The sequence below is a fragment of the Flavobacterium sp. FlaQc-48 genome (assembly GCF_044007335.1).
In the GTDB taxonomy this organism is placed as follows: domain Bacteria; phylum Bacteroidota; class Bacteroidia; order Flavobacteriales; family Flavobacteriaceae; genus Flavobacterium.
Map to the genome: position 1 here is coordinate 1 of NZ_JBIPCR010000008.1, position 21,077 is coordinate 21,077.

The 21,077-nt window shown below is 32.2% G+C and carries 18 protein-coding genes and 1 rRNA gene; 13 read left to right on the forward strand and 6 right to left on the reverse strand.

Going from position 1 to position 21,077, the window contains the following annotated elements; translation table 11 throughout:
- Positions 1 to 111 (reverse strand): 16S ribosomal RNA (locus tag ACHRWY_RS13745); the annotation flags it as partial.
- A 1,219-nt stretch (positions 112 to 1,330) separates the two neighbouring features.
- Between ACHRWY_RS13745 and thrS the strand changes: the two genes are divergently transcribed.
- The 13 genes from thrS to ACHRWY_RS13810 all read left to right on the forward strand — a co-directional run bounded on the left by thrS (position 1,331) and on the right by ACHRWY_RS13810 (position 15,199).
- Positions 1,331 to 3,277, forward strand: a complete 1,947-nt coding sequence (gene thrS, locus ACHRWY_RS13750) for a threonine--tRNA ligase (RefSeq protein ID WP_395355373.1) — start codon at positions 1,331 to 1,333, stop codon at positions 3,275 to 3,277.
- 22 nt (positions 3,278 to 3,299) lie between these two features.
- Positions 3,300 to 3,851, forward strand: a complete 552-nt coding sequence (gene infC / locus ACHRWY_RS13755) for a translation initiation factor IF-3 (RefSeq protein WP_072974136.1) — start codon at positions 3,300 to 3,302, stop codon at positions 3,849 to 3,851.
- A 115-nt stretch (positions 3,852 to 3,966) separates the two neighbouring features.
- Entirely contained in the window at positions 3,967 to 4,164 is a 198-nt protein-coding gene (rpmI, locus tag ACHRWY_RS13760) for a 50S ribosomal protein L35 (RefSeq protein WP_007810722.1), read from the forward strand.
- Between the two features lie 183 nt (positions 4,165 to 4,347).
- The gene (gene rplT, locus ACHRWY_RS13765; RefSeq protein WP_017498429.1) at positions 4,348 to 4,692 is read left to right on the forward strand and encodes a 50S ribosomal protein L20; all 345 of its coding nucleotides are present in this window, start codon (positions 4,348 to 4,350) and stop codon (positions 4,690 to 4,692) included.
- A 149-nt stretch (positions 4,693 to 4,841) separates the two neighbouring features.
- Positions 4,842 to 5,414, forward strand: a complete 573-nt coding sequence (locus ACHRWY_RS13770; RefSeq protein ID WP_395355374.1) for a Crp/Fnr family transcriptional regulator — start codon at positions 4,842 to 4,844, stop codon at positions 5,412 to 5,414.
- 78 nt (positions 5,415 to 5,492) lie between these two features.
- Complete coding sequence (locus ACHRWY_RS13775) at positions 5,493 to 5,927, forward strand: carboxymuconolactone decarboxylase family protein (protein WP_395355375.1); 435 nt, start codon at positions 5,493 to 5,495, stop codon at positions 5,925 to 5,927.
- 165 nt (positions 5,928 to 6,092) lie between these two features.
- On the forward strand, positions 6,093 to 7,814 hold the full coding sequence (locus ACHRWY_RS13780) for an ATP-binding protein (protein ID WP_395355376.1): 1,722 nt from the start codon (positions 6,093 to 6,095) through the stop codon (positions 7,812 to 7,814).
- Between the two features lies 1 nt (position 7,815).
- Entirely contained in the window at positions 7,816 to 9,591 is a 1,776-nt protein-coding gene (locus ACHRWY_RS13785; protein WP_395355377.1) for an ATP-binding protein, read from the forward strand.
- Complete coding sequence (locus ACHRWY_RS13790; protein WP_395355378.1) at positions 9,591 to 11,363, forward strand: sensor histidine kinase; 1,773 nt, start codon at positions 9,591 to 9,593, stop codon at positions 11,361 to 11,363. The genes ACHRWY_RS13785 and ACHRWY_RS13790 overlap by 1 nt, the downstream gene beginning before the upstream one ends.
- A 2-nt stretch (positions 11,364 to 11,365) precedes the next feature.
- Complete coding sequence (locus tag ACHRWY_RS13795) at positions 11,366 to 13,144, forward strand: hypothetical protein (protein WP_395355379.1); 1,779 nt, start codon at positions 11,366 to 11,368, stop codon at positions 13,142 to 13,144.
- A 10-nt stretch (positions 13,145 to 13,154) separates the two neighbouring features.
- Positions 13,155 to 13,823: a response regulator gene (locus ACHRWY_RS13800; RefSeq protein ID WP_395355380.1), complete on the forward strand. Its 669-nt coding sequence runs from the start codon at positions 13,155 to 13,157 to the stop codon at positions 13,821 to 13,823.
- Between the two features lie 80 nt (positions 13,824 to 13,903).
- On the forward strand, positions 13,904 to 14,158 hold the full coding sequence (locus ACHRWY_RS13805; RefSeq protein WP_395355381.1) for a hypothetical protein: 255 nt from the start codon (positions 13,904 to 13,906) through the stop codon (positions 14,156 to 14,158).
- 237 nt (positions 14,159 to 14,395) lie between these two features.
- Complete coding sequence (locus ACHRWY_RS13810; protein WP_395355382.1) at positions 14,396 to 15,199, forward strand: endonuclease/exonuclease/phosphatase family protein; 804 nt, start codon at positions 14,396 to 14,398, stop codon at positions 15,197 to 15,199.
- A gap of 1 nt (position 15,200) precedes the next feature.
- Here the strand turns inward: ACHRWY_RS13810 and ACHRWY_RS13815 are convergent, their stop codons facing one another.
- From ACHRWY_RS13815 to dnaB, 5 genes are all read right to left on the reverse strand, one after another.
- Complete coding sequence (locus ACHRWY_RS13815) at positions 15,201 to 16,460, reverse strand: asparagine synthetase B (RefSeq protein WP_395355384.1); 1,260 nt, start codon at positions 16,458 to 16,460, stop codon at positions 15,201 to 15,203.
- Between the two features lie 342 nt (positions 16,461 to 16,802).
- Positions 16,803 to 17,468, reverse strand: coding sequence for a response regulator (locus ACHRWY_RS13820; protein WP_395355385.1), 666 nt, complete (start codon positions 17,466 to 17,468; stop codon positions 16,803 to 16,805).
- Between the two features lie 111 nt (positions 17,469 to 17,579).
- A complete protein-coding gene (locus tag ACHRWY_RS13825) occupies positions 17,580 to 18,371 on the reverse strand; it encodes a sensor histidine kinase (RefSeq protein ID WP_395355386.1) in 792 nt (263 codons plus the stop codon).
- Between the two features lie 650 nt (positions 18,372 to 19,021).
- Positions 19,022 to 19,384 (reverse strand): hypothetical protein, encoded by a 363-nt coding sequence (locus ACHRWY_RS13830; RefSeq protein ID WP_395355388.1) that lies wholly within the window; start codon positions 19,382 to 19,384, stop codon positions 19,022 to 19,024.
- Between the two features lie 122 nt (positions 19,385 to 19,506).
- Entirely contained in the window at positions 19,507 to 21,051 is a 1,545-nt protein-coding gene (dnaB, locus tag ACHRWY_RS13835; RefSeq protein ID WP_395355389.1) for a replicative DNA helicase, read from the reverse strand.
- Positions 21,052 to 21,077: the final 26 nt, after the last annotated feature.

The following is a 21,077-nucleotide window of genomic DNA, read 5'->3' on the forward strand; positions in this document are numbered from 1 at the left end:
GTTACGCACCCGTGCGCCGGTCTCTAAATCCGAAGACTTATACCCCTCGACTTGCATGTGTTAAGCCTGCCGCTAGCGTTCATCCTGAGCCAGGATCAAACTCTTCATCGTATATTGTTTGCTTGATCACTCAAGCTATTGTTATTCGAATCAGTCTCTATCGGTTCTTTTCAATCTCTCGATTATCTTACTCTTTATTCTTTTGCCTTAACATCTCTGTTAAAGCGGCTGTCAATTCAATATGTCTACGAACGTGTATTTCTTTTTGTCTTTCGCTTGTCTCTCAAAGCGGGTGCAAAAGTAGAAAACTTATTTCTAACTGGCAAATGTTTTTTGAAGTTTTTTTAAAGAAAATCTCTTTTCTTTTTTCTCCTAAACCTTACCAATCTATCAATGAACTTTCCGTGTTTTGCGGGGTGCAAATGTAACATCTGTTTTCAAATCTCACAAGCTTTTTTAAATCTTTTTTTGAAAATATTTTTTCGTTTTGATTCCTAATGCTTGTCAGTATTTCAGGGAACGTCTATCGCTCTTGCGGGTGCAAAAGTAGCCCCTTTATTTACATCTGCAAGCTTTTTACTTATATAATTCACACCTTTTTTAAAACTTTTTCTTAACACTCTGATAACACAAACCTTAGCTTTTGAGCTTTTTTAGTGTTTTTAAGAATTTTCTGATATCCATTGTGCTTTTCGTAATTTACAGTTTTACTAACAGCCCACTTTTAAAGACTTCACAACTCTTTGACTTGTTTTATAACAACCCCTCAACATTCTTTCCAACTGCTCCTCACTTGCCCTTACCCTGCCTTAAAGACTCAAAACTTATTTCGCAGCGCTTTCAAAGTACATAAAACCTCTTCCTTATACATTATATAAAGAACAGCTGTTCTAAAAACCACTGCCCTAGCCCCGATAGTAGTGGAAATCCTTTTGTGCCGGGGTTCGGCACAAAAGATTGAAACGAATAGCGGGATTAGCTCCTGAATCAAACCCCAAAAAAACCAACCCTGCCCTGCCACACCAAAAGGAACATATATATAGGTATACGCATAAAACAAAAAGATGCCAGGTTTTTAAAACCAACAAGTCATAGATACCAATGTAGACTTATATATAATACCACTTAAATTATACTTACCAGACAATAAAACAAAAACACTTCGAAAATTCAATGATTGAATTATTGACATTCCCTTATATACAAGAGTAAAAATTGCAATTGAAGTTAATTACAAAATCAGTCTTAACATATTATAGCATAAACATGAATATATATATTGTATGTATTTTTGTAATGCGTTATATTTGCATTCACAAAATTATAAACAATGATTAAGATTACTTTACCCGATGGGTCAATTAGAGAGTTCGCTTCAGGCGTAACTCCGATGGAGGTTGCTAAGAGCATTAGTGAAGGATTTGCAAGAAACGTGATTTCTGCTTCTTTTAATGGTACAACAATAGAAACCGAAACTCCATTGACGACCGACGGTAGTCTTATTTTATATACCTGGAATGATGCGGAAGGCAAAAAAGCTTTCTGGCATTCGACTTCGCACGTAATGGCACAAGCGCTTGAGGAATTGTACCCTGGAATTAAATTGACTCTTGGGCCTGCAATCTCAAACGGTTTCTATTATGATGTAGATTTTGAAGATCAAAAGATTACTGATGCTGATTTCAAAAAGATCGAAGATCGTGTTCTTGAGATTTCAAGAGGAAAACATGAGTTTAAAATGCGTCCGGTTAGCAAAGCTGATGCTTTAGCGATGTATAAAGATAATGTTTACAAAACTGAACTGATTTCAAACCTTGAGGACGGAACAATTACTTTTTGTGATCACGCTACTTTTACTGATTTATGCCGAGGTGGACATATCCCGAATACCGGAATTATCAAGGCTTTTAAAATCATGAGCGTTGCCGGTGCTTACTGGAGAGGTGATGAAAAGAACAAACAGTTGACCCGTGTTTACGGAACTTCTTTCCCAAAACAAAAGGACCTTACTGAGTATCTTGAACTCCTGGAGGAAGCGAAACGCCGTGACCACCGTAAATTAGGCAAAGAACTTGAATTGTTCGCTTTCTCTCAGAAAGTAGGACAAGGTTTGCCTTTATGGCTACCTAAAGGTGCAGCACTTAGAGATCGTTTGGAGCAATTTTTAAAGAAAGCTCAGAAAAAAGCCGGATACGAACAAGTCGTTACTCCACATATTGGTCAAAAAGAACTTTATGTAACTTCTGGTCACTATGCAAAATATGGCGCTGATAGTTTTCAGCCTATACATACTCCTGCTGAAGGTGAAGAGTTTTTATTGAAACCCATGAACTGTCCTCACCACTGTGAGATCTACAACGTAAGACCCTGGTCATACAAAGATTTACCTAAGCGTTATGCTGAATTTGGTACTGTATATAGATATGAGCAATCTGGTGAACTACATGGTTTAACCCGTGTTAGAGGTTTTACTCAGGATGATGCACATATTTTTTGTACTCCGGAGCAATTAGACGAAGAGTTTAAAAAAGTAATTGACCTTGTACTTTATGTATTTGGTTCGTTAGGTTTTGAAAACTTTACTGCTCAAATTTCGTTGAGGGATCAGGAAAACAGAGATAAGTATATTGGCTCTGATGAGAACTGGGAGAAAGCTGAGAACGCGATTATCAATGCTGCAGCTGATAAAGGTCTGAATACTGTTGTAGAATATGGTGAGGCTGCTTTTTACGGTCCGAAGCTTGACTTCATGGTTAAGGATGCTTTAGGAAGACAATGGCAATTAGGAACTATTCAGGTTGATTATAATCTTCCTGAGCGTTTTGAATTAACATATAAAGGTGCTGATAATGAATTACATCGCCCTGTTATGATTCACAGAGCTCCTTTTGGATCTATGGAACGTTTTATAGCAATTTTACTAGAGCACACCGCAGGAAATTTCCCACTTTGGCTGATACCGGAACAGGCTATAATCTTGTCTTTGAGCGAGAAATACGAAATATATGCTAAAAAAGTTTTAGATTTGCTAGAAAATCACGAAATTCGCGCCCTAATTGACAACCGAAGCGAGACAATTGGTAAGAAAATTAGAGATGCTGAGATGCAAAAAATACCATTTATGCTGATTGTGGGTGAGGAGGAAGAGAAAAACGGAACTATTTCTATTCGTCGTCATGGTCAAGAAGGAAAAGGGAATATTACAGTTACAATTGATGAATTTGTCGCTATTGTAAACGAAGAAATAAAAAAGACATTAAAAGTTTTTACAGTTTAACTTAAATTATAAAGTCATAGCAATAAGAAGCAACAGAGGTTACCAACCTCGAGTAGAAAAAAAAGATGCACACAGAATAAACAATAATATTCGTGGTGTACAAGAAGTAAGGTTAGTAGGCGAGAACATCGAACCGGGTGTATTTAAGCTTGCAGAAGCTTTGCGCCTAGCAGATCAATTTGAATTGGATTTGGTTGAGATTTCGCCAAATGCTGAGCCACCGGTTTGTAAAATCATGGATTACAAGAAATTTGTTTACGAACAAAAGAAACGTGATAAGGTTTTAAAAGCTAAGTCTACACAAGTTGTAGTAAAAGAAATTCGATTTGGTCCTCAGACAGATGAGCATGATTATGAATTTAAAAGAAAGAACGCTGAGAAATTCTTAAAAGAAGGAGCTAAATTAAAAGCTTTTGTTTTCTTTAAAGGTCGTTCTATCATTTATAAAGATCAGGGACAAATTTTATTGTTGCGTTTGGCTACAGACTTAGAAGAACATGGTAAAGTAGAAGCTATGCCGGTTTTAGAAGGAAAGAGAATGATTATGTTCATTGCTCCGAAGAAAAAGAAATAAGTCTTAAAGTTACAAGTCTTAAAGTCAAAAGTCATAAACTGGCTTTTGACTTTTGACATTTAAACTTTCAGACTAAGATATAAGTAAGTAAGAATAAATTAAAACACTAGGAAAAATGCCTAAAATGAAAACAAAATCTAGCGCCAAGAAACGTTTCAAAGTTACTGGTTCTGGAAAGATTAAAAGAAAGCATGCTTTTAAAAGTCACATCTTGACTAAAAAATCTAAAAAACGTAAATTAGCTTTGACACACTCAGCGCTAGTTCACTCTACAGATATGAAAAGCATCAAACAACAATTAAGAATTATCTAATATAAGTCGAAAGTAAAAAGTCATAAAGTTTAAAAGTCAACAGCTGACTTTTGACATTTGACTTTTAAACACTTGACTAGAGAATTTCTTTAGGTTAAAAAATTATTTATATAACCTTGGAGTACGGCTTTTAAGTTCCTTTGATTCAATTCAGGGCGCCTGCTACAAAAACACATTAAAATTATGCCAAGATCGGTAAATTCAGTTGCTAAAAGAGCAAGAAGAAAAAAAATAATGAAGCAAGCCAAAGGTTTCTTTGGTAGACGTAAAAACGTTTGGACAGTTGCTAAGAATGCGGTAGAGAAAGCGATGAGCTACGCTTACCGTGACAGAAAACAGAATAAAAGAAATTTCCGTGCTTTATGGATCCAACGTATCAACGCTGGAGCCAGATTAGAAGGAATGTCTTATTCTCAATTCATGGGGAAAGTTAAAGCTAACGGAATCGAATTGAACCGTAAAGTTCTTGCAGATTTAGCTATGAACCACCCAGAAGCTTTCAAAGCAATACTTAATAAAGTAAAATAAACGTTTTATAAACTCAATTTAGATTACTTACTTATCATAAAGAAACCATTCGTTACGACGAATGGTTTTTTGCTTTTACTCCTATTTTTAAAATAGTGATTTCTGAAAATTGAATTTAAAAATTACATTTGTACAAACGAAATATCTTCATGTTTACAAGTCTCCTTCAACATATAGAAAAATTTACAACATTAGAACCCTCAGAAATTGATACTCTGGAATCTTGTTTAAGTTTATCCAGCATCAAAAAGAAAGAACACCTATTAAAAGAAGGCCAGGTTTGCCACACTATGTACTTTATTGTAAAAGGTTGTATGCGACAATACATCATCAACTCCAGAGGAAGCGAACAAACACTTCAATTTGGAATTGAAAATTGGTGGATGACTGATTATCTCAGCTATTACAACCATGTGCCATCCCACTTTTATATTCAGGCTGTTGAGAACACGGAGGTTATTGGAATTGAAGAGGCTATTCTTGAATCACTATTAATCCGGATCCCTAAACTGGAACGTTACTTTAGGATTGTATCTCAAAAATCGTTTGGTGCTGCACAAATGCGCATTAAATTTATGTTTACCATGTCGGCAGAAGAAAGATATCACCATTTTAATGATCTGAATCCCGAATTTGTTCAGCGCGTTCCACAATACATGCTTGCCTCCTATCTGGATTTCTCTGCAGAGTTTATGAGTAAAATTAGAGCTGGTAAGATCTAACCTCATTTCTTGAAGTAGTTCAAGTTTTTTAATGCTGATATCCCTGACCTTTGTATCAAACTTTAAAAAACAATTAAAATGAAATCAAGAATCGTTATTCCAACTGTTGCACCTGAAGCTTATCAGGCTCTAATGAATTTAGAGAAATACATTTCTACTACTTCACTTACGCCTGTTCATAAAGAATTAATTAAAATTCGTGCCTCGCAAATAAACGGTTGTGCTTATTGCATTAATATGCATACTGCTGATGGCAGGAAACACGGAATCACCGAGCAGAAAATATACTTACTGAATGCTTGGCGTGAAGCTGATGTTTACACCGAAGAAGAAAAAGCAATTTTAGCCCTAACGGAACAAGTAACTTTAATCTCCAATCATGTTTCGGATGACGTGTATCAAAACGCTGCGAATTTATTTGATGAAAAGTATCTTGCCGAAATCATTCTCTTAATCATTACCATAAATTCATGGAACAGACTTGCAATAACAACAGGCATGAGAGCTGTCTGAATTACACAGACTAATCTTACGATTGTATCACAAGAAACCCCTCTATTTAGAGGGTTTTCTTGTATATACCTGTAAAGCATAATCAAAGGCTAAAGAACGAAACAAATCCACAAAATACCGTATTTATACTCTTTTTTTAATGGTAAATTTCTTTATTTTTGGCGCATGATACCAACAAGACTAAATTTATATTTCTCTATACTTTTTATCTTTTTATTGCTTTTATCCTGTCAAAAAAAAGACATCATTACCGTAAAACAAAAGAGTACAAAAGCTGAAGTTGAAAAACTTATTATCATTGCAGATCGTTTTTACGACAATAAAGAGTATGACAGTGCTTTTTCCTACTACAACAAAGTAAAGTTCATTTGCAATCCGGTTACAGATGCCGAAAATTATGTTACTGCACTTGATCGCATGGCAGATATCCAACAAACCTATGGCGACTATACTGGCAGCGAATCTACTGTTACTGAAACTTTAGCCTATTTAAAATATATAAAAGATCCAAAATATGCCTGGGATACATACATAATTCTTGGAATCAATTATGTTAACACTTATGATTATAAAAACGCATTATTCTATTATAATGAAGCTTTAAAGCTAAAAACAACAGAATGGCAAAAACAAACTGTCAAAAGCAATATCGCTTTTGCATACATGGAACAGAAAAAATACGAAGAGGCTATTCAAATTTTTCTTCCTTTAACAACCAATAAAACAATACAGGAATTCCCGGAAGATCATGCAAGGGCACTGGACCATATTGGATATTGTTATTTCAAAATAAACGACCCTAAAGCGCTTTCCTATATGCAGAAGGCTTTAAAAATAAGATCTGAAATACAACATAATCGGGGAATTGGCACAAGTTACCATCGTCTTGCACAATTTTATATAAATAAAAATCCTTCTCTCGCTAAAAAATTCATGAAGCTTAGTTATGAAAAATTTACTATTGTAAATAATATAGATGACAGAATGCTATCTTTAAAACTCCTGATTGAGAATAGCTCTGACGGAGAATTAAAGAAATACTCTACCATATATGTGAATCTAGTTGACAGTATCTTTGAAGTAAGACAGAAAGCTAAAAATCAATTTGCTAAGATTAAATACGACTCTAAAAAAGAAAAGGACGAAAATTTAAAACTTAAAACTCACAGGGCAGAAAACGAATTACAGTTAGAAAAGCAAAAAAACAGAAACATCATTTCGTATATCATTATTGCATTAAGTTTAAGTTTGATTATAGTACTCTATTTCTATTTAACTTCTAAAGGAAACAGAGAAAAAATTGAAGCTACCTATAAGAGTGAGACTCGAATTGCAAAAAAATTACATGATGAATTAGCAAACGACATTTATCACACTATGGCTTTCGCCGAAAATAAAAACCTCTCTTTATCTGAAAACAAAGAGCAATTAATACAAAATCTGAATGTAATATATTCCAGAACACGAGATATATCAAAAGAGAACAGTCCAATTATAACTTCAGAGAAATATACTCTTTATTTAAAAGAAATGATTGCCGGCTTTAATACTCCGGATATTAATCTTTTATTAAATGGAATAGAAGCTATTTCATGGAAAGAAATTGAAGAAAACAAAAAAATAACCGTTTACAGAGTATTACAGGAACTACTTGTAAATATGAAGAAGCACAGCAGTGCTTCATTAGTTGTTATTACTTTTAAAACAACAGACAAAAATGTTATTGTTACCTATTCCGATAATGGAAAAGGTATAGACCCTAATACGATATCTATTAAAAATGGGCTCCATAATGTAGAAAACAGGATTCTGGCTATAAAGGGAAAAATTGATATTGATTCCTCTGTTGGTAAAGGATTCAAAGTCTTTTTCGAATTCCCTTTATAAAATGAAAAGACCTTTATATTTTTTTCACAATAAAGTACTTTTAAAATGCCTTATAATAGTTTTATCACTATTACTGGGAAGTGCCCTGTTTTTATTAAAATCTTATAAAGGTGAAACTCATTTCAAAATAAAAAAAAGAGATACTTTTTCTGAAATTAACAGGCTTACAGATATTGGCGATGTATTTTATGATCACTTTAAATATGATAGTGCATTTATTTATTACAATAAGGCTCAGTTAATTTGTGACCCTAAAATAAATCCAACTGAATATGTATATGCCTTATCAAGTATAGCCGAGCTTCAACAACAGCAGGGCAATTATATTGCGAGTGAAGCAACAGTTACAGAGACATTACCCTATTTAAAATATATAAAAGATCCTATGTATTCCTGGCTTATATATAATACACAAGGAATAAATTATACCAATAATGAAGATTACAACAATGCTATTATTTACTTTAGAAAAGCCATTAAGCTAAAAACAAATACCTGGAGAAAATGCATGGCACTAAACAATTTAGCTATTGTTTACATTCATCAAAAAAGATATTACGAAGTAAAAGAATTATTGGAGATGCTATCGTTACAAAAAAACATCTCAAAATTTAATGTACCCAATAATATTGAATATGCTTTTACAGTAGACAATCTGGGCTATTGCTATTACAAACTGGGTGATTCCAGGGCATTAAATTGTTTTTACGAAGGATTAAAAATAAGACATCAGCTCAAAAGCACTGATGGACTTACGGCCAATTATATTCATCTTTCATTTTTTTTCCAAAAAACCAACCGGGCACTGGCCGAAGCCTATGCACTGGAGGGATATAAAACAGCTGCCAAAATTAAATCTGTTTCCGGGCAGATTAACACTTTAAACCTGATCATCAAATCCAGTGAGGGAGATGTGCTAAAAAAACATGCATTAGAATATATTCAACTTAATGACAGTATGGATATCACCAGAAAAAAGAGCAAAAATCAATTTGCAGACATCAAGTATACCTTTAAAAAAGATAAAGAAGAGAATTTGCAACTCAAAGCACAAAAAGCAGAAAATGAATTACAACTGGAAAGACAAACTACACGAAATATTATCTCATATATCATAATTCTATTTATAATTATCCTGATTACTTTACTTTGCTTTTACTTAACCTCAAAAAGTACAAAAGAAAAAAACGAAGCGATTTATAAAAGTGAAATACGAATATCTAAAAAATTGCACGATGAACTTGCCAACGATGTGTATCAAACCCTGACTTTTGCTAAAAACAGAGATATTGAATTAACGGAGAATAAGGAACAATTATTAAATAATTTACAGCTCATATATTCACGAACCAGAAATATTTCGAGAGAAAACGCTACGATTGAAACAAATGAAAAATATACCGCTGCATTAAAAGAAATGATCAACGGATTTAATACTCCCGATATTAATCTTTTATTAAGCGGAATAGAAACGATTGCCTGGAATAAAATCGAAGAGAATAAAAAAATAACTGTTTACAGAGTACTACAAGAACTGCTTGTAAATATGAAAAAACACAGCTATGCCCCATTAGTTAGCATAAGCTTTAAAAGAGCAGACCAAAATATAATCATTAATTATACCGACAATGGAAAAGGTACCGATATTAACACCATAACTTTAAAAAATGGGATTCATAATATTGAGACCCGTCTTTTAGCTATCAAGGCTACAATTGATATAGATTCTGCTCCTGAAAAAGGATTTAAAGTCTTTTTAAAAATTCCGTTACAATAATGAAAAAGACGTTCGTGACTTCTCAGAAAAAAACAATTCTAAAGTATCTTTTAGCAGTTCTGACGATTTTGATATTGGTCAGCTCAATCTATTTATTGAAATCTTCCAGAAATGAACCCGAGAATAACGCAATACATACCAAAGCCGAAATAAGAGGCCTTTTTGTTAAAGGCGATAAACATTATGATAAGTTGCTGTTTAACCAAGCGTATTATTATTATAATAAGGCACAATCACTCTGCGACACTCATACACAATATATAGATTTTGTCTACGCTGTTAACTGTATGGCTGATATTGAACAAATACAAGGCGATTATATTGCCTGCGAATTGTTGCTAATGAAAACACTTCCTTATTTACCAAAAATAAAGAAACCAAGATTTACGGTGAATGTATATGAATCATTTGCTGCTAATTATTATTACAAATATGATTATAACAATGCGCTCTTATATCTTACCAAAGCATTACATCTCAAAATAAGCAGTTATAGAAAAATTATAATTCTAAACAGTATTTGTCAAATATATGTGAGGCAAAAAAAATTCAAATTAGCAGAAAGTATATTGATTCCCTTATCAAAAATTAAATATATCTATAAGAATAACCCAGTCATAAATGATGCTGAATATTCGAGAATATTAGATGATCTGGGAATTTGCTATCAGGCGCAGCGAAAACCGGAGGCATTAGATTGTTACAAAAAAAGCGTAAGATTAAAACTACGAATAAAAGACGATTTTGGACTGTTATACAATTATATGCACATTGCGGAATATTATCAGGAAAGCAATCATGCTTTAGCTGTTTCTTATGCAAAAAAATCACTTGCATTAGCAATTAGATTTAATGATGCGGTAAACAGACTTCAAAGCTTAAAAATTCTTAGTAAAACCAGTCATGGAAATGAATTAAAAAAATATTCTTCAAATTTTATTAAACTCGCTGACAGCATAGAAAATTCCAGACAAAAATCTAAAAATCAGTTCATTAACATAAAATATAATTTTCAAAATGACAAAGATGAAAATTTTCAACTGAAAGCACAAAAAGCAAAAAAAGAGTTACAGCTAGAAAGGCAAAAAAGAAGAAATATTATATCCTATATAGCAATTGTATTAATTCTGGCAGCAATTACTTTTATATACTTCAGACTAACATCTAAGGGAAAGAAGCAAAGAAATGAAGCTATTTATAAAAGTGAGATACGAATATCTAAAAAATTACACGATGAACTCGCCAATGATGTTTATCAAACAATGGTTTTTGCTAAAAACAAAGAACTTGAAGTAGGCGAAAACAAAGAACAATTATTGAACAACTTACAAAACCTATATTCGCAAGCCAGAAACATTTCTAAAGAAAACAGTAAAATTGTAACGGATGAAAATTACACCACTGCATTAAAAGAAATGATCTCAGAGTTTAAAACCCAAAACATACATCTTTTAATAAATGGAATGGAAACCCTTTTGTGGAATGAAATCGACAAAAATAAAAAAATAACTATCTACAGAATATTACAGGAACTACTTGTAAACATGAAAAAACACAGTCATGCTACATTAGTTGGCATTACTTTTAAAAAAACAGAAAAGAATATTCTTATTACTTATACGGATAACGGAAAAGGTGCTGATATCGAAAATCTAACTTTACGAAACGGATTATATAATGTTGAAAATCGAATTTTGGCAATAAAAGGAATAATTGATATTGACTCGGCACCAGACAAGGGATTTAAAGTCTTTTTTAAAATACCCCTATAGCAATGAAAAAGATAATACATTCTTTAAGCGACAAAACATTTTTACGGTGTATCATCGTAATTCTTTGTATTTTAATAGGAAATACAATATTCCTTTATATATCCCCTAAAAATAAAACACAATTAAATATAAAGAAAAATGATAATTCAGCCGAAATAAAAAAGAACATAGCAAAAGCTGACATTTTATTTGACAAATCCAGTTATGACAGTGCTTATCTATATTACAAAAAAGCCATCATATTATGTAATCCGATCGAAAAATATGTAGACGATTATGCCTACTCAGAATTATCAATAGCAAATCTTTATCAGAACATTAACAATTACACGGCCTGCGAAGAATCCATAGCAAGATTGCTGCCGTATTTAAAAAAAACTACTAAACCTAAATTCACTTATAATACTTATACAATCCTGGCTTATAATTATTACTTTACTTATGATAACTATAATGCAATCTTATATCACAAAAAAGCACTAAAACTCGCCCCGACTCCATTTAAAAAAGTAGAAATTTTAACTGATCTGGTTCTTATTTATGAAACACAAAAAAAATACAAGGAAGTAATTGACATTTTAGAACCTTTGGCACTAAGAAAAATCAAACATGAAACTGATTCAACAAAAACAGACCATGCTTATTCTTTATTATTAAACGTCTTAGGTTATAGTTATCATAAACTTGGAAACCCCAAAGCATTAGATTGTTTCAAAAAAAGCCTTGAAATACAATTGAGATTAAATCAGCAATATGAATTGATGAGCACCTACGGTAATCTTGCAATGTTTTACTCAAAAAAAGACGCAAGACTATCTAAAATGTACAGTAAAAAACAATACACTTCTGCGTGTATCGCTAATTCCCCCTCCTTTAAAGCAAATTCTCTAGCCCTTTTAATAGGGAAATCTGAAGGAGAAGAGCTCAAAAAGTATTCTAAAGCTTATATAAAAATAATTGACAGCATTCTAACAGACATAAAAAATAATAAAACACAACTCTCGGTAATCAAATATAAATCTAAGATTGATAAAGACGAAAATTTAAAACTCAAAGCGGAGCAAATAGAAAACGAATTACAATTAGAGCAACATAAAAACAGAAATATTATATCTTACATTGTAATCACTATTATCATAGACCTTATTTTATTCCTTTCTCTTTACTTAATCTTAAAAGGGAAAAAAGAAAAAAAACAAGCAATTATAGAAAGTGAAATGAGGATTTCTGATCAACTGCGTAATGAACTGACAAGAGAAGTTTACAACACATTGATTTTTGCAAAAAACAAAGATTTTGAAAATGCAGAAGATAAAGATCAACTTTTAGATAATTTAGAAAATATCTATTCTCAAACCAGAAATATTTCTAAAGAAAATAGTACGATTATAACAGACGAAAATTATCTTAATGAACTAAAAGAAATGATATCCGGTTTTAAAACGCAAAACCTCAATTTATTGACAAATGGTTTAGATACTATTAACTGGAATAAAATCAATAAAAACAAAAAAATAATTGTTTACCGCGTATTTCAGGAGTTGTTTCAAAATATAAAAAGATACAGCAACCCAACTTTGATTGTAACTTCGTTTAAAATAATCGAAAAAAATATTACCGTCATAGTTAGCGATAATGGGACTGGAACCAAAAATGACAGAATAATTTTAGAAAATAGTATTCAAAATGTGGAAAACCGTATTAAAACAATAAATGGAACTCTTAATTTTGACAATAGTATAGAAAAGGGTGTTAAGTTAATTTTTACTTTTCCTTTATAAATAATAGAATATGTTTCAGAAAGTTTTAGTTGCCGAAGATTTAGACAGCATTAGTATCGCAGTTATTCAAGTACTTGAAGACCTGAAAGTTCCTACAATACATCATGTTAAATATTGTGACGATGGATTATTAAAAATTAAAAAAGGATTGGTAGACAATGAACCATACGATTTATTAATTAGCGATTTATCCTTTAAATCAGATCACAGAAAAATAAATTTAGCTTGTGGAGAAGATCTTATTGAAGCCGTAAATGAGGTTCAGCCTAAAATAAAAAAAATAGTTTTTTCGATAGAAGACAAATCCTATCGTATAAAAACACTTTTTAATGATTTGGGAATTAATGCCTATGTCTCTAAAGGAAGGAATAGCATTAATGAATTGCGAAGAGCCATAGAAGGAACTTATAGAAACGAAGAAAAAATACTTTCTTCTGATCTTTCTTTTAGTTTTAACGATAAGGCTTTAATTGAAATTGAATCTTACGATATTTCAATTTTAAAACTTTTGGCTCAGGGCTATATACTGGAAAACATAGCGAGCGAATTTAAAGCTTCGTCTATAACGCCAAACGGAACAAGTAGTATAGAGAAAAGAATCAACAAACTGAAAATATATTTTAAAGCAAACAACAATGTACATTTAATTGCAATTGCGAAAGACTTTGGGCTGGTTTAACTTTAACATCTCTTTACGGATTCCCGTAAGGAAATCTCTTTTTATAGATTTAAGTTTGTGTAGAATCTATTAACCAACTAATGAGGACCAAAAATAAAATTAGTTTTGAAAAGAATTTTCAGCAGAAATTCATTTCAAAAGTTAATACAACTAACAACAAGATTATTATGAAAACAATGCTACTATGTGTTTTCCTTTCTTTAAGCTTCGCTTTTGTTTCAGAAAAAACCGGATGGCTCGAAGTAGACTGGAAAATCATTTTTATCCCCGCTCTTTTAGTTTTACAAATTATCATTATAGGAACTGCTTTAAAAAACAGATACAAAAAGCATTAATAACACTTCCTCCACAGAAACTTACACAAATATGAAAAGTATTTTACTATTATTTTTTGTTTGGCTATTATATTACATTCGTTTAGTTTTAATATAATGTAAAAAAGATGCCGTTAAAAAACATTATTCAAACAGAAAAAATGCATCTTAAAAAGTTTTCTGTTTTTTAATAAAAATAGAATTCCATTGAATTAGTGCCGAATTCTGAAATGCTTATATTTGGATTTTAAATACAGCATGAAATATCTTTTAAATTTTATTTTACTTTTTTTTACCGTACTTTCCTTTTCTCAAACTAAAATCCTATCCTGGAATTTAGAAAATTTTGGAAAATCAAAATCTGAATCTGAATTAAACTTTATTGCCAATACCATTCTTGATTACGATATTATCGCAATTCAGGAAGTTGTTGCGGGATATGGCGGGGCACAAGCTGTTGCAAAACTTGCTTCAATTTTAAACGAGAAAGGCTCTAAATGGGATTATAGTATCAGTAATCCAACAAGTGGCAGCAGTTATAAAAAGGAACGATATGCATTTATCTGGAAAACCGGCAAAGTAAAACTAAAAGGAAATACCTGGTTAGAAAAAAAATATCATTTAGAAATTGACAGGGAACCCTACTTTGCTACATTCGAAATCAATAAAAGAACAATAACACTCGTTAATTTTCATGCTATTACTAAAAAAAAGCAACCTGAAACAGAAATAAAATACTTTAAGTTTTTACCCCTGGAATATCCAAACTTGAATTTAGTATTTATGGGAGACTTTAATTGCCCTCAATCCCACTCTGTTTTTAATCCGATAAAAAAAATGGGGTATAATGCCATTTTACAAAATCAAAAAACTACATTAAAAAAGCAATGTAAAGGCATCGATTGCCTTGCTTCAGAATTTGACAATATTTTTTATCAGCCAGGTTCTTTAAAATACCTTGAATCCGGTATCGTTTCTTTTTACAAAAATTTCAATTCACTGGAAGAAGCGAGAAAAATATCAGACCATATTCCAATTTGGTTTGAATTTTCTTTAAATTAACTTATGTTTTCAACTTTTTCTTTCTTGCAGCCGGAAATAAAACATTATTTAAAATTAAACGATAGCCAGGTGAGTTGGGGTGTAAATCTAAAACTGTAGGCGGATCTCCAACCTGATGTTGAAAATCTTCGGGGTCATGTCCGCCAAAAAAAGTAAACATTCCTTTTCCTTTTTCACCATGAATATATCTGGATTCCCCGTTTAGCTCGCAAGTCCCCATTATCAGAACATTACTTTTTATTAAGTTGGTATCAAATGATGTTGTTTGTCCCATAAAACCTTTCACTAATTGTGTATGATTTTGGCACAACATACTTGGAATCGGATCCCATTTTGCCGAAAATTCCATTAAAGAAAAATAATCTTTTTCCATGGGAACTTTGCGTTTTGATGTCATATCAATATCCGAAAACTCATATACTTCTGGTCGTCGTTCTAATGTAAAGTCTTTAAAAGCAAATGAATTGCCATAGTTTAATTTTGATTGATAATTTGAATCGCTCGCATCTCCGTCAAACATTGCTTCACAAATATCGACTCCGTCTGCAGCAAGAGCAATATCAAAACTATCTGTTGCAGAACACATTGCGAACATAAATCCTCCTCCAATAACAAAATCTCTTATTTTTTTTGCTACTGCACCTTTTTCTTGTGATACTTTGGCATAACCTAATTTTGAGGCCAAAGCTTCAGCATCCTTTTTTTGTTCTATATACCAGGGTGTATTTTTATAAGCCGAATAAAATTTTCCATATTGTCCCGTAAAATCTTCATGATGCAAATGCAACCAATCGTATAGCAGCAACTGATCACTTAAAACCTCTTCGTCATAAATGGGTGTAAACGGAATTTCGGCATAAGTCAGAACTAATGTCACGGCATCATCCCAAGGTTGTTTTCCTTTTGGGGTATATACTGCAATTTTAGGTGCTTTTTCAAGAATTACAGATTCCATATTTTGAGACGGACTTGAAATTTCATTTAAAATCGAAGCCTCTTCACTATCCGAAATAATTTCAAAGCTTACTCCTCTAATTTTGCATTCTTTACGAATTTCATCAGCATCAGGGAGTAAAAATGAACCGCCGCGATAATTAAGCAACCAACTTGCCTTATAATCTTTACTCAAACACCAATAGGTTATGCCATACGCTTTAAGGTGATTTTGTTGTGTCGTTTCATCCATCGGAAGAAGGATAAAAGAAGCTTTTGCGGTTAATGAAAGTAGAAATATGAAAATATAAACTAAACACTTATTCATTAGAAAATTATTTTAGTAAAGATATAAAGGAACCTTTAAAAAACACAATAGAAGTTTCTGTTTTATAAGTTCTTAAATGTTAAATAAAGATCTGATTTTATCCATTAAACCATGATAGCAAAATCAGGTATAAACCCCTATTTCATACATGCTTTAAATTGTTAAATTTGCTGTCCCAGATCATCAAACTAATCAATGAAAAGCCAAAGCCATGAAGTTTAATGATAGTAATAAGCAACCAAAGGGATTAAATATGATGCAAAAAATAGCTTTATGTGTACTTGTACTCACTATTATTTTGTACTATGTGTTATCAATTCAATTTTTAACAAGCTAAAAATTTTAAATTGTCAAAACTGCAATTTCATTTTGAATCGCATATACCACTAATCCGGCTATATTTCGGGATTCTGTTTTAAGTAGTAGATTATTACGATGCCCCTCTACAGTTCTTGGACTTAAATAAAGATGCTCCGCAATTTCTAAAGTTGTTTTTTGCTGGCAAATAAGTTGTAATATTTCTATTTCCCGTGGCGAAAGAAACCCGGTCTCTAAATTGCCTTTTGAAGTCTTACTTGAAATAATAGTTTCTTGTATCGTTTGTAAAACATTCTGATTGTAATGAAATCCTTTTTTCTCGACCTGATTAATCGTGTAAATAAGATCTTTGGGGGTTGTATTTTTGATTAAATAGGCCACTGCTCCAACCTGAATCATATTGGCTATAAACGATTTTGTATCGTAACTTGTTAAAGCAATAATCTTAATTTCAGGAAATGATTTCCGAATAATTTTTGTAGCCTCAACACCATTTAAGATGGGCATCTTTAAGTCCATGACAATTATATCCGGCTTGATCTCATCATTATTTAAATGAAACAGAAGTTCTTCTCCATTCGAAGCTTCGAAAACAATATCCATATTATCTTCTCTTTGCAATAAAAAAGAAATCCCTTTCCGGAATAAAACTTCGTCATCGACTAAAGCAATTTTAATAGCGGCATTCATTAGTTTTGTTTTTGGTCGTTTGGTTCGTCGAAATTACAAAATATGAAACAAAAAATAGCCGAAGAAGATTATTATATTGCTTAAAAAGTGATTTTCTTACCTTATTTTGGCTTAAAAAGTAAAAACAACTGCAATACCTTGTCCAATTTCAGAATCTATTTTAAGTGTTCCGTTTAAAAACGAAATACGGCTATCAATATTTTTCATTCCAAGACCTTTCTGATTTTCAGCATTCTTACTATCAAAACCTACTCCATTATCTTGGTAATAACAGGTATTTGAATGGTCTTCATTTTTAAAATTAATTCGAATTTCACTTGCTTTACCATGACGCAAAGAATTATTCATTAGTTCCTGTAAAACTCTGAAAACATGCAAGTGCCGGTCTATTTCTTTATCATCAAAATCAATCTCATTTTTATAAAAAACTTTGACCGATTTGCTGCTTTCAAATTCTCCACATAATTCTTCGACACCTGCATTAAGTCCAAATTTTTCAAAAACGGGCGGTAGTAAATTATGAGCTATTTTCCTTGAATTTTCTAAAGCTTTTGCCGTAAGGTTAATAATATTTTCTGTAATCTCGTTAGTCTCGGCATCTGTTAAATTTGGAGCAGAAAGCAAATGTGTATTCAGGGAAACAATGTTCAGTTTGGAACTAATATCATCATGCAAATCCTGAGCAATTCGTTTTCGTTCTTCTTCCTGTGCCACAAGAACAGCATGTAGCTGCTCTCTTTGCAGATAAATTTCCAGATCTCTTTTCTCTACTTCTTTCTGAATAATTTTTTTTCTGGAGAAATAAAAAAAAGCAACCAAAAAAACTGCAACAATCATGAAGAAACATGAAGTATATAAGATTATGGCAACAATCTCTTTTTCATAAACAGGGGTTCCACTCATACTCTGGTGTTAATTACTTTTTTAGATTTAAAACTTACTTTCCATTCATACAATATAAACAACTGATTCACAGCCACAAAAAAAGCATTTAGGTTCCATGTGATAAATTTAAGTTCAGTGCTTAAGCCAATAGTTAAATTGCCTACAAGAAATAATACAGTACTTGCTAATAAATAAATAATCAGGCCAACCGTAATATAATAGTATCTTTTTGTATCTATAAGCATATTGTATAAATAAATAAGAGCAAAAAAAACAACCAATAATGATGTTATTGCAATTTCAAGGAGGTTAAACTTAAAAAATAATTGAGGTTCACATAGATACTGAATAGCCAGTACAGACAAACCTGCGTAAATCGAAATGGTAACTATTTTTTTTTGGAAAGAATTTTGTAAAAGATTTTTATAAAAAAAACCTAATAAAAGAAACTGACCAACAAAATATAAATGAACCAGATAAAGATTGTTTATCTTAAAAAAAACCAGCACTTCCATTGCAAACTGTACAATTACCAGTAAAAAAAGGTAATAGTTATAAGTCTGAAAGGCTTTTCCAAATTTGGAAAAGCCTTTAGAATATAGTATAAAATTGATTATTAAAATTAAATAACCAAAATATGTAAAAAACAGATACAACATCTAGTTTGGTTAAAGTGGGCTTTCAGGGTCTCCGTTTGGCGGACACGGACGAGTAGCATCGTACACTACTTCATCATTTTCTAATTCGTTTCCTGATTTAAAAACATCTCTGTAAATACCTGTTTTTTTATCTAATTTAGTACCAACGAATAATAAAACCTGCTCACCGGCATTGTTAATACCTTTATAAGCCCTAACAGCATCAATGTCCTGATCTAATACCAGCTTTAACGTTTCTAAAGGAATTAAATAAGCATTTGTTTTATTTTTACCTTCTTCATTTTCTGCCGGAGCTTTACGATATTTATCTACCCATACTTTCGCTTCTGGCAGACCGACTTCAACACTTCCTAAGTTTTTTTCTTCAGACATAATTTAAATTTGTTTTTGGGTTAATGTTAATATATAATGTTTAGCTAAACTACTGAATTTTATAAAAAAAACACTACTATTTAAACATAAAAAAAACCTCATAAAGAGGTTTAATTGTTTTATTAAAATGGCACATCACTGTCGTCATCGTCATCATTTAAATTACTTCCAAAAGCTTCATTGGGCGATGGTAAATTTTTAGTTATAAAAGGATTATCCTCATGGTTCATTTTTGATGGTAAATCATCATAACTACCAGAAAAATCATCAAGGTTATCAAACTTACCAAGGTGTCCTATAAATTTCAATCGAATGTTTTCGATACCACCATTACGGTGTTTTGCGATCATGATTTCTGCCTGACCTGTAGTTGGTGACGCTTCATCATCATCCCATTCTTCAATTTTATAATATTCCGGTCGGTATAAAAACGACACAATATCAGCATCCTGCTCAATAGCTCCGGATTCACGAAGATCCGACAGCAAAGGACGTTTACTCGATCCACGCGTCTCTACCGCACGTGATAACTGAGATAGTGCAATTACCGGCACGTTAAGCTCTTTTGCCAGGGCTTTTAAGTTTCGGGAAATGGTAGAAATTTCCTGTTCACGATTTCCTCCTCCTTTATTATTTCCTCCGGCAGTCATCAATTGCAAATAATCAATGATGATAATCTTGATACCATGCTGCGAAACTAAACGACGGCATTTTGCCCTTAAATCGAAAATAGAAAGTGACGGTGTATCATCAATAAACAAGGGTGCTTTTTCTAAGTTTTTCACTTTGGTACTCAACATTTCCCATTCGTGAGGTTCTAATTTACCGGTACGCAATTTTTCTGATGACAATCCTGTTTCAGATGATATTAACCTGGTAATCAACTGAACCGAAGCCATCTCCAAAGAGAACAAAGCTACCCCATGCCCATACTGAATAGCGATATTTCTCGCCATCGAAAGTACAAAGGCCGTTTTTCCCATCGCAGGTCTTGCCGCGATAATAATTAAATCGCTGGGCTGCCATCCGGAGGTCAGTTTATCCAGATTATGAAAACCTGTTTCAACACCACTTAAACCTTCTTGTTTCGCAATTTCTTCAATCTTCTTTTTAGCCTGAAGAACCAAACTCTGAGCAGTTTCAGAACTACGTTTGATATTTCCTTGTGTTACTTCATACAGTTTTGATTCGGCCTGATCAAGCAAATCAAATACATCAGCAGTTTCATCATAAGATGCTTCGATAATTTCAGTCGAAATACGAATCAAACTTCTTTGAATAAACTTTTGAAGGATGATACGGGAGTGAAATTCGATATGCGCCGAAGAGGCAATTTTTTGCGTAAGCTGAATTAAATAAAAATCTCCTCCAGCCAATTCTAATTTACCATTTTTCTTCAACTGCGTTGAAACCGTCAATAAGTCAATTGGCTGTGTTTCTGTAAAAAGCTGAACGATTGCCTCAAAAATATATTTATGCGCCTCTTTATAAAAAGCATCCCCTTGCAAAATATCAATTACATCATCAACTCCTTTTTTATCAATCATCATCGCTCCAAGCACAGCTTCTTCTAAATCAAGAACTTGTGGAGGAAGTTTTCCTTTTTCTAAATTAATAATTGAGGGTTTATTTACCTTTGCGGGGTTTACACTTTTGAAATTTTCCATATGGCGAAAGTAGCGAAATTTAAAAA

What these genes read in the sequence shown, in the direction of transcription:
- ACHRWY_RS13800 (WP_395355380.1), top strand. Translation starts at nt 13,155, where the DNA reads ATGTTTCAGAAAGTTTTAGTTGCCGAAGATTTAGACAGCATTAGTATC.
- rpmI (WP_007810722.1), top strand. Translation starts at nt 3,967, where the DNA reads ATGCCTAAAATGAAAACAAAATCTAGCGCCAAGAAACGTTTCAAAGTT.
- dnaB (WP_395355389.1), bottom strand. Translation starts at nt 21,051, where the DNA reads ATGGAAAATTTCAAAAGTGTAAACCCCGCAAAGGTAAATAAACCCTCA.
- ACHRWY_RS13770 (WP_395355374.1), top strand. Translation starts at nt 4,842, where the DNA reads ATGTTTACAAGTCTCCTTCAACATATAGAAAAATTTACAACATTAGAA.
- ACHRWY_RS13810 (WP_395355382.1), top strand. Translation starts at nt 14,396, where the DNA reads ATGAAATATCTTTTAAATTTTATTTTACTTTTTTTTACCGTACTTTCC.
- ACHRWY_RS13780 (WP_395355376.1), top strand. Translation starts at nt 6,093, where the DNA reads ATGATACCAACAAGACTAAATTTATATTTCTCTATACTTTTTATCTTT.
- ACHRWY_RS13815 (WP_395355384.1), bottom strand. Translation starts at nt 16,460, where the DNA reads ATGAATAAGTGTTTAGTTTATATTTTCATATTTCTACTTTCATTAACC.
- thrS (WP_395355373.1), top strand. Translation starts at nt 1,331, where the DNA reads ATGATTAAGATTACTTTACCCGATGGGTCAATTAGAGAGTTCGCTTCA.
- ACHRWY_RS13805 (WP_395355381.1), top strand. Translation starts at nt 13,904, where the DNA reads ATGAGGACCAAAAATAAAATTAGTTTTGAAAAGAATTTTCAGCAGAAA.
- ACHRWY_RS13820 (WP_395355385.1), bottom strand. Translation starts at nt 17,468, where the DNA reads ATGAATGCCGCTATTAAAATTGCTTTAGTCGATGACGAAGTTTTATTC.
- ACHRWY_RS13790 (WP_395355378.1), top strand. Translation starts at nt 9,591, where the DNA reads ATGAAAAAGACGTTCGTGACTTCTCAGAAAAAAACAATTCTAAAGTAT.
- ACHRWY_RS13825 (WP_395355386.1), bottom strand. Translation starts at nt 18,371, where the DNA reads ATGAGTGGAACCCCTGTTTATGAAAAAGAGATTGTTGCCATAATCTTA.
- ACHRWY_RS13795 (WP_395355379.1), top strand. Translation starts at nt 11,366, where the DNA reads ATGAAAAAGATAATACATTCTTTAAGCGACAAAACATTTTTACGGTGT.
- ACHRWY_RS13785 (WP_395355377.1), top strand. Translation starts at nt 7,816, where the DNA reads ATGAAAAGACCTTTATATTTTTTTCACAATAAAGTACTTTTAAAATGC.
- rplT (WP_017498429.1), top strand. Translation starts at nt 4,348, where the DNA reads ATGCCAAGATCGGTAAATTCAGTTGCTAAAAGAGCAAGAAGAAAAAAA.
- ACHRWY_RS13775 (WP_395355375.1), top strand. Translation starts at nt 5,493, where the DNA reads ATGAAATCAAGAATCGTTATTCCAACTGTTGCACCTGAAGCTTATCAG.
- ACHRWY_RS13830 (WP_395355388.1), bottom strand. Translation starts at nt 19,384, where the DNA reads ATGTCTGAAGAAAAAAACTTAGGAAGTGTTGAAGTCGGTCTGCCAGAA.